The organism is Maribacter sp., from assembly GCF_016744255.1.
Lineage (GTDB): Bacteria > Bacteroidota > Bacteroidia > Flavobacteriales > Flavobacteriaceae > Maribacter_B.
Window position 1 is genome coordinate 1 of the sequence record NZ_JADGES010000131.1, and the last position, 8297, is coordinate 8297.

The following is an 8297-nucleotide window of genomic DNA, read 5'->3' on the forward strand; positions in this document are numbered from 1 at the left end:
CAGTAAATATTTAGCTAAGTTTGAGTTCAAATTTTAAAGTATATAATTTAGTTCAAAGTTATAATTTTAAACTTTGTCCCCAAGTTTTACGCTTGACCCCCTTATCCTGCGCATTCGTATGAAACCAATTATAAAACAACTGTACATTAGTATTATAAGTGAAAGATGAAATGGTCTTATGTTTAAGGGTTTGTATATTTCGTAAAAGTAATTTGTAATTAATATTATAATAAAAGGGTAGAAGGTGTAAAAAATTAGCAATCCTATGCTAATCCAAAAAAGTAGGTTTTTTGAGATTGGAATACTTGTTGGCTTTCTTTTTAATTCAACGAAATATAAAATTGCAATTATTACGATTAATAATGATCCAAATACTAGTGAATATATTTGAGTGAAAATAAAGAAATCTTGTATAAAGAGATTAACTATACTTATTCCAATGTAAAGGAGAGTACCGTTTCTAGCTATTTTTTTAAATTTAATAGTATTAAACATTTTCCAATACACATAAAAAAAGTAAAGAAAGAATATATTATCCCAAATATTAAATATTAGATTATTATTTAATGCATATCCTTCTGAATATACTATTTGAATTTCATTGTAGTATTTTATCATTCCACCAAGAATTTCATTTGCTAATGTATAGCCAATAATAATTGGTAGATACTTTAAAGCTGAGTCATAATACCTTCGATATCTAATTATAGAAGTAATTAATGATATGGCATAAAGTATTATAAATAAGTTGTCTAAAATTAAATTATTCATTCTCTAGAGGATCGTTATTGCTCTTTAGGAGGAGTGTTGTGTCCTCTGTTCATGGTAACACTTTTTTCTGCATAAAGAGAGGTATTTGGATTGGGGTAATTGGAAAGGAATGAAGCGTAGGCTTTTGTTTTTTCTTTATTTGCTCCAATTCCTTTTATTTTAGCAAAACTATTAGAAAGTAATATCGCCTCTTGTTTTTCCTGAGTACCACTTATGTAAAATAAATAATCTCGATTCCCTTTTCTAATTGTAGGTGATAACATGATTGAGTTTTGCCTAGGGTGTAAAATAGAGTCTTTATTATCGAAAAACTGTTTATCTGGGTAGTTAGAAAAATAGAAACGTAAAGTAGAGATATCTATATCCGCTTTTTTTGCTTCATCTTCTATATAAGCAAGGTATTGTTTTATAGTTTTGTAGTCGTATGATACAAATCTTGCCACATCAAATTCTTTTTTAATCCCTGATTTCTTATTAATAGAATCTTCATAACGTTGTATTAAAGAAACTCTTCGTTCAGAATAGTTTTTATACATGTTTTCTGCTTGAGCAACTGGTATTATTTGTTTTGGAGCGCGAACCTTTTCAGTAACTATTTCTTTTTTTTGTTCTTCTTGGCAACTGTTTAGTAAGGCAGAGAGGAGGAGGAGTAAAATAAAGGTTAGTAGTTTTTGGATAATGGTAACCATAGCTCTTAGTGTATTTATTAATAAATAGTACTATATCAGAAAAATGGGGGATATTTTTCTTAGGTGCCTAAAGATATTAAAAAAGGATTTAATGTGCTGAAATACAGACTTTCAATGTGTTTAAGTTTAAATGGGGGCAATAAAAAAGCCCAATAGTTAAACTATTGGGCTTCGGTAGTATATGTTGTTTAAGATTATTGATTCATAGTCAATAGAAACTCTTCATTATTTTTCGTTTGCTTAAAGCGTTGTTCAATAAATTCCATCGCTTCTACAGGGTTCATATCCGCTAGGTATTTACGCATAATCCACATACGTTGTATGGTGTCTTTATCTAGTAGTAAATCTTCTCTACGAGTACTAGAAGAGGTAAGGTCAATAGCGGGGAATATTCTTCTATTAGATATTTTACGGTCTAATTGTAATTCCATGTTACCAGTACCTTTAAATTCTTCAAAGATTACTTCATCCATTTTAGAGCCTGTATCTGTAAGCGCGGTTGCGATTATAGATAAAGAACCTCCATTTTCAATATTACGAGCAGCACCAAAGAAACGTTTTGGTTTGTGTAATGCATTGGCATCTACACCACCACTTAATACTTTCCCAGATGCAGGTTGTACGGTGTTATATGCACGTGCTAGTCTTGTAATAGAATCTAGTAGAATAACCACATCATGGCCACATTCAACCAAGCGCTTAGCTTTTTCTAGTACAATATTGGCTACACGAACGTGCTCTGTAGGTTCCTTGTCAAAAGTAGAAGCTACCACTTCGCCACTAACATTACGTTGCATGTCGGTAACCTCCTCTGGACGTTCATCAATCAAAAGAATAATTTGATATACTTCTGGGTGATTCGCAGCAATACCATTTGCAATATCTTTAAGAAGCATTGTTTTACCAGTTTTTGGCTGGGAAACAATCATACCTCTTTGTCCTTTGCCAATCGGTGAAAACAAATCTATAATACGCGTAGATATAGAACTCTGACGTTCTGCTAATCTAAATTTTTCTTGTGGAAATAACGGTGTTAAATGTTCAAAAGAAACACGGTCTCTTACAATCTGAGGGTCAATACCGTTAATTTTATTAACCTTAATTAAAGGAAAATATTTTTCTCCTTCTTTAGGTGGTCTTATATTACCAAGAACGGTATCTCCTGTTTTTAAACCGAACAAACGGATTTGCGATTGCGATACATAAATATCATCTGGAGAAGAGAGGTAGTTGTAATCGGATGAACGAAGAAAGCCATAGCCATCTTGCATTATATCTAAAACCCCTTCACTAGCAATTATACTATCGAATTCAAAATCTGGTTCTTTGTATCTATTTTTTAGATCCTTGTCAAAATTATTATTCTTTTCTTGTTTAACAGGGCGAGGTCTAGGTGTGTTTTGGTTTTTGTGCTGTGGTGTCTTTTTCTGAAAGTCTTTTTTGTCACCACCAGTATTCTGGTTTTGCACTGGTCTAGGTCTAGGTCTAGGTCTTTTTTCTTCTTTGACCTCGGTTTTTGGAGCCTCTGTTGTTTTTGGAGCAGTACTTGTTGGTTCCGATGTTTCTTTGCTAGGAGTTACTGTTGGTGCAGGAACCGTAGCTTCTGTCTTTACTTCTTTAGCAGGCTCTACTATTTTTCTAGTGATTTTTGGTCTCGGCTTTCTAGGAGCTGGTTTATCAGCAGTAGCCTCGCCCATTTTTTTTGCTTGTACTTTCGGCGTAGGAGCAACTTTTGCTTTTGGCTCGGTTTTAATAACCTCCGCTGCAGCTTTAGGATTGGCAGCTTGTACATCTAGGATTTGGTAAACCAAATCTAATTTTTTTTGTGTCTTGTATTTAGGAACATTTAATCCTTTTGCAATTTCCTGAAGCTCAGGAAGCTTTTTTGATTTTAAATCTGAAATCTCAAACATTAATTATGGAATAAATTAGTACGTCTTTTTTTTGACTTATTTATGAAGTGTTGTTACTTGGGGATTACTTGGGAAAGACTCCCTTTGTGGTAAGTGTTTTGTTAATAACGAAACAATAATACAAATTATTTTTAAGATTGCAGGGTTATTTTTAAAAAAGACACCTATTTTTGCAGTAGCAAAGGCAAATTACTTTATGATTCAAAGAATACAATCGATTTATATGTTATTGGTTGTCTTATTAAGTGGCGTACTACCATTAGTATTGCCATTATGGAAAGATAACAAAGGAATAGAATTTTTTGCAAAGCAAGACGTTCTTATTACTGTGGCTTTCTATAGTATTGCTGCATTAGCGTTCTTAGCCATTATGCTTTTTAAACAAAGAAAAAATCAATTTGTGGTAAACAGATTGAACATGATATTTAATCTTTTTTTACTAGGATTTTTCGTTTATCGATCACTAAATTTATCCGGAGAAGCTTTGGTTTCTGAGAAGGGTATTGGGATGTTGATTCCTGTATTTTCTATCGTTTTTTTAGTTCTGGCCAACAGAGCTATAAAAAAGGATGAGGATCTTGTAAAATCTGTAGATCGTCTACGTTAAACCTTATATCTTAGTAGTATTAGTGCGTTAAACCCGGGGTTGTTCCCGGGTTTTTTTGTTTCGGTAGTTTTGTGTGTTCCACTCCCATGGTCTGTGTAAGTTTTTTTTGATTAGAAAACTGTTTCTGAAAAGAAAATTTGTAAAAAAAATAAATCAAAAACAGGAGTGGTAACTCATTACTTTTTATAGCTATTAGTTCGTTTTTGTTTTAAATATTTTATCCCATAAAAAGGTGTAAAAACCATAATTTTTATAGTTTAATTCGTGGTGATTTTTATGAAAGGTATTCGTGGTAAAAATTAAAAATGGAGAGCTGTTAGCGCTTACATTTAAGTGTGTAATTACGCCATAAAACCAATTGAAAATAAGAAACAGTATAAAACCATAGATGTTAAAAGAAAAGAATATAGCTATTGTGCTTAATAAAATTCCGAATAATATGGATTCCCATGGAGACATATAATACAAGCTAACACAATTAAATTTTATGGAATGCTCATGGTGCTTGGAATGAATTTTCTTTAAATAATGTATGTTATGAGAAGCCCAGTGCAAAACATACATTAGAAAATCCATTAGTATAAATAAGCCTATAAAAGACAACCATAAATTATTATTAGAAAAGGTAATTATACCTTTTGTCCATAGTATAAAACCAGGAACGGCTATTATTATATTTAGGAAAAGTATTAGCAGGGAATTTCTTATTTCTTTTTTCGATATAGTGGTTTGGTGTTTATATACTTTGTCCCATAGTTTACTAATCCCTACGTTTAAGGCATAAGCAATTATATTTAAAGTAATCAGTAAAGGAAAAAATATGTAAGGGTCTTTTAAATCCATTTAACTTAGGTTTTAGGCTGTGTTGTGTTTAGGTGTTTTTTTTAGAACTTTAAAGGGTTCTACTTTTAGGATTCCTTTGGTTAGTATCCTGTTTTGCTAAACCCAATTGTAATACTTAATTACTTTTTTTTACTACTATGTTTAAATTGTTGTCAATGTCTACGCTATAATCTCTTTAGGAAAGAAAATATTTTTCTTTCCTAATCTAAACTAGATGATTTTTTTCTAATAGGTAGACACTATAAATATAAGCAAGGTTCTAAACTAAATACAAGAAGTTTGATTGATTATTGATGTTGTTGGTAGTAATTTTTTATAGAGTTTTTTTTGCTACATCCGGAAAAGGGCGGTAAGCGTAATATTGTAAAACTTCTTCTAAAGCTCTTTTCAACGCTTTGTTAACGGGTAATATTACGTTTCCTAAGTTAAAATCTATTTGGTTTAACTGCATATAGTACTCTGTAAATACAGGTACATGTAACCCTTTAGTAATAGCTTCAGTAGTAGATTTATATTTCTCTGCTTGTCCTTCTTTTATGATTTGACAAGTAGCTAATCTTAATTTTCCGTATTTATCTGTATTGGCGGCAAACCCAAACAACCTGCAAATTAAACCTCGGTATTTGTAATTACTGCAAGTACCACTACCTGTATTAGAAAAAGGTTTGTAGATAAAACAAGTGGGACTATCGGTGTTGTTCAGTATGTCGAGAGTTTTCTCGGCTTCGTTATTTAAAAATAAATGAAAAGCCCAAGGTAAAAATTCTAATGGAGATGCTTCTACATCTGCATAGGTACAGCATTTTCCGCAACCAGAAACACAACCAAGACCTGAGGATCGAGTAAATTGAGCACTTTCTTTATCTAGTTGGGAGAAAAGTTTTTCTACCAACAGCACTTTGTGCTCTATCGACATTCTTTTTTTGGGAAGGTAGACCTAATAAATATAGTAAGTAGGTTTTATTTTGGAAAAGAAATTAAAGAGGGTTTTATCTTCCGTGATATTTCATATTTGGTAATGGTTCCTTGTTTTTTAAATATTTATCTAACCATTTAATCACTTGTTCGTTGACTTCCTTTTTATGTTCAGAAATTCCGTGGTCTTCGCCTTCAAACATTATTAGCCTGTAAGGAATTCTATTTTCTTCAAATTTTAAAGCAAGATGCAAGCTTTGCTCTGGTTTTACTCGCCAATCAGAATTTCCGTGAAGCATTAGTATCGGAACATTTTTCGAAAATTTGTTAGCCCATTGTACTGCAGACCTTTTTTTTAATTCTGTTTCTTTGTTAGTGTAATAATTTGGAATAAGTTCTTCAATTACATTAGTTTCCATTTCTGGTCTATCTTTAATTGTGAGGAAATTGTCAGAAACGGCTCCTCCGACAATAGCGGCTTTAATGTTTTTTGTTTTAGTTAATGCAATATAGGTCATCATTCCGCCTCGACTCCAACCATACATACCAATTCTATCTGTATCGGCATCTTCTATTTCTTTTAAAACTTCTGGCAGAATAGTTATATCGTTTACATCTTTACCGCCAAATTCTTCTTGTCCCTCGCTACCTCCGTTTCCTCTATATTGGCTAGCAATTACAACGTAGCCTTCTTTTGCAATTCTACCAAGTGTAATTGCTCCATGCCCAATTTTAAGGGAACCAAATTCTCTATTTCCGCCTCGATTGTATATAACACAAGGGTATTTGCCTTTTTTCTTGGGCTTAACAAGAAACCCATTTATTTTTAAACCATCACTTAAATAGGTAATCGTATAAATTTCAATACTATCTAAATACGTATACTTTTCTTTCCAAGATATTTGGTTGTTTATCTCTGCCGTTAGTACTGGGAATATAGGTGTTTCGGATAGATCTGATATTAATTTTTGACGAATAAGAAGCGCATTATCTTGCGCTTTACAGCTAGAAAAAAATACGATTAGAAGTAGTAATTTTAAATATTTCATAGCATAAAGTGTAGTAGTCCAATTTAAGAAACGTAGCATGTAAAAGATGTTATGTTTTCTGTTCAAAACAGAGACGTAATTATTTAGCTTTTTTTTAGTATAAAACCAGAAGTTTTAATAGTTGTAGATATCTCTTTTTCTTTCGAATCATTTTCCTCGATTTTACCTTTGCAAGAAGAGGTTATTAAGGGTAAAATTAAGAGGTATTTGTGCATTTTTAATTGTTAGGGGCTTTTTTACGCGTTTTATTATTCTGATTTAATGTCGTCTTCGGTCCCAAATTCTCCGTCAGAACCAGCAGATGTTATTAAAAACCCTTTTCCATTTTCTGTTATGGTGAATTTATATGCTCTATTCCACGCGTCATTTTTCCAATCTTGTCTCATGGGGCTATTTCCTATTAATTGATTTAGTTCCGTTGGATATTGTCCGAATTTTTCATTCCAATTCTCCATTCTCTCGCTCATTTCGGCTATTTCTTTTTCAGTTTTATCAGGATAGATAGAGGTTCTTTGATAACCAAAAAATAGAAATGCACTTATACTTCCAACTACTAAAAATAAAATGACCATTATTGAACTCGGTTGTAGAAAATACTTCTGAAAAGGTCTTTTAGTACCATCTTTTTTTTCTTTTTTACTTATTCGTTTCCGATGTTTATAGTCCTCACGAATTAGTCCAAATTCTGCTAAAGTCGAAAGTATTAATTCAATCATTTAGTTGGTTTTGGTAAATGTCACGTCCTAAAATACGGCTACAGATTAATACTTGTTTTTAAGCTGCAACTTGATGCACGTAATTAGGTGTTTTATACTCTAAAGATAAATGTAATCTTTTAGAGTTGTATAATTTGATTGCATTTTTGGCTGCTTTCTTAGCGTGAACAACGCTATAGAAAGTTTGGTCGAGATAAAATTCATCTTTTAGAATACCGTTAACACGCTCTGCTATAGCATTTTCATAGCAATGATTGTCTTCGGTCATACTAATGTTTATCTTTTTTCTTTTGAGTTCATTAGTGTACACATTACTACAATATTGAATACCTCTATCGGAATGATGTATCAGTTTTTGTGTTAGCTTGTTATGGTATATAGCCTTTTTAAAAGCCCTTACGCAGCCTGTAAGTTCTAAACTATCACTAAGGTCATACCCAACAATTTTACGCGAGTACAAGTCAGTAATTAGTGCTAAGTAACAGAATCCTTTTATAGTTCTGATATATGTGATGTCAGCGGCCCAAACTTGATTAGGTCTGTGTATTTTCAACTCTTTAATAATGTTTCCATATTTGTAAAAACGATGATAAGAATTGGTTGTTCTAGAGGAGTATTTTTTTCTTCTAACGAGTAGTTCATTCTCTCTTAGGATTCGAAATAACTGGTCTCTTCCAATTTTTATGTTGTTTTTCTGAAGTTCATTTTTCAATGACTTCATGAGTTTTCTAGTTCCTTCTCTAGTTAGGATTTTTCTACTTTGTTTAACGAGTTCAACCACCTTTTGTTCCATC

General features: G+C 32.1%; 9 protein-coding genes. 1 reads left to right on the plus strand and 8 read right to left on the minus strand.

What is annotated here, in order from left to right:
- Window positions 1-66 precede the first annotated feature (66 nt).
- From QZZ51_RS15360 to rho, 3 genes are all read right to left on the minus strand, one after another.
- Entirely contained in the window at window positions 67-771 is a 705-nt protein-coding gene (locus QZZ51_RS15360; RefSeq protein ID WP_291871263.1) for a hypothetical protein, read from the minus strand.
- A gap of 14 nt (window positions 772-785) precedes the next feature.
- Entirely contained in the window at window positions 786-1460 is a 675-nt protein-coding gene (locus QZZ51_RS15365) for a hypothetical protein (RefSeq protein ID WP_291871265.1), read from the minus strand.
- A gap of 194 nt (window positions 1461-1654) precedes the next feature.
- Window positions 1655-3373, minus strand: a complete 1719-nt coding sequence (gene rho, locus QZZ51_RS15370; RefSeq protein WP_291871266.1) for a transcription termination factor Rho — start codon at window positions 3371-3373, stop codon at window positions 1655-1657.
- Window positions 3374-3569: 196 nt separating this feature from the next.
- On the opposite strand from rho, the gene QZZ51_RS15375 reads away from it, so the two are divergent.
- Complete coding sequence (locus QZZ51_RS15375) at window positions 3570-3980, plus strand: DUF4293 family protein (protein WP_291871268.1); 411 nt, start codon at window positions 3570-3572, stop codon at window positions 3978-3980.
- A 192-nt stretch (window positions 3981-4172) separates the two neighbouring features.
- Here QZZ51_RS15375 and QZZ51_RS15380 read toward each other — a convergent pair whose 3' ends face one another.
- The 5 genes from QZZ51_RS15380 to QZZ51_RS15400 form a co-directional block, all read right to left on the minus strand.
- Window positions 4173-4823, minus strand: a complete 651-nt coding sequence (locus QZZ51_RS15380) for a sterol desaturase family protein (protein WP_291871270.1) — start codon at window positions 4821-4823, stop codon at window positions 4173-4175.
- A 313-nt stretch (window positions 4824-5136) separates the two neighbouring features.
- Window positions 5137-5739, minus strand: coding sequence for a YkgJ family cysteine cluster protein (locus QZZ51_RS15385; RefSeq protein ID WP_291871272.1), 603 nt, complete (start codon window positions 5737-5739; stop codon window positions 5137-5139).
- A gap of 73 nt (window positions 5740-5812) precedes the next feature.
- Window positions 5813-6787: a prolyl oligopeptidase family serine peptidase gene (locus tag QZZ51_RS15390; RefSeq protein ID WP_291871274.1), complete on the minus strand. Its 975-nt coding sequence runs from the start codon at window positions 6785-6787 to the stop codon at window positions 5813-5815.
- 248 nt (window positions 6788-7035) lie between these two features.
- The gene (locus QZZ51_RS15395; RefSeq protein WP_291871275.1) at window positions 7036-7503 is read right to left on the minus strand and encodes a type II secretion system protein GspG; all 468 of its coding nucleotides are present in this window, start codon (window positions 7501-7503) and stop codon (window positions 7036-7038) included.
- Window positions 7504-7561: 58 nt separating this feature from the next.
- Window positions 7562-8297 (minus strand): IS3 family transposase (locus QZZ51_RS15400; RefSeq protein ID WP_291871277.1); only part of this gene is annotated, 736 nt, incomplete at its 5' end.

Bases quoted from the DNA above. Each gene is read 5' to 3' on its own strand.
- QZZ51_RS15395 (WP_291871275.1), bottom strand. From the start codon at position 7,503: ATGATTGAATTAATACTTTCGACTTTAGCAGAATTTGGACTAATTCGT.
- rho (WP_291871266.1), bottom strand. From the start codon at position 3,373: ATGTTTGAGATTTCAGATTTAAAATCAAAAAAGCTTCCTGAGCTTCAG.
- QZZ51_RS15375 (WP_291871268.1), top strand. From the start codon at position 3,570: ATGATTCAAAGAATACAATCGATTTATATGTTATTGGTTGTCTTATTA.
- QZZ51_RS15390 (WP_291871274.1), bottom strand. From the start codon at position 6,787: ATGAAATATTTAAAATTACTACTTCTAATCGTATTTTTTTCTAGCTGT.
- QZZ51_RS15365 (WP_291871265.1), bottom strand. From the start codon at position 1,460: ATGGTTACCATTATCCAAAAACTACTAACCTTTATTTTACTCCTCCTC.
- QZZ51_RS15385 (WP_291871272.1), bottom strand. From the start codon at position 5,739: ATGTCGATAGAGCACAAAGTGCTGTTGGTAGAAAAACTTTTCTCCCAA.
- QZZ51_RS15360 (WP_291871263.1), bottom strand. From the start codon at position 771: ATGAATAATTTAATTTTAGACAACTTATTTATAATACTTTATGCCATA.
- QZZ51_RS15380 (WP_291871270.1), bottom strand. From the start codon at position 4,823: ATGGATTTAAAAGACCCTTACATATTTTTTCCTTTACTGATTACTTTA.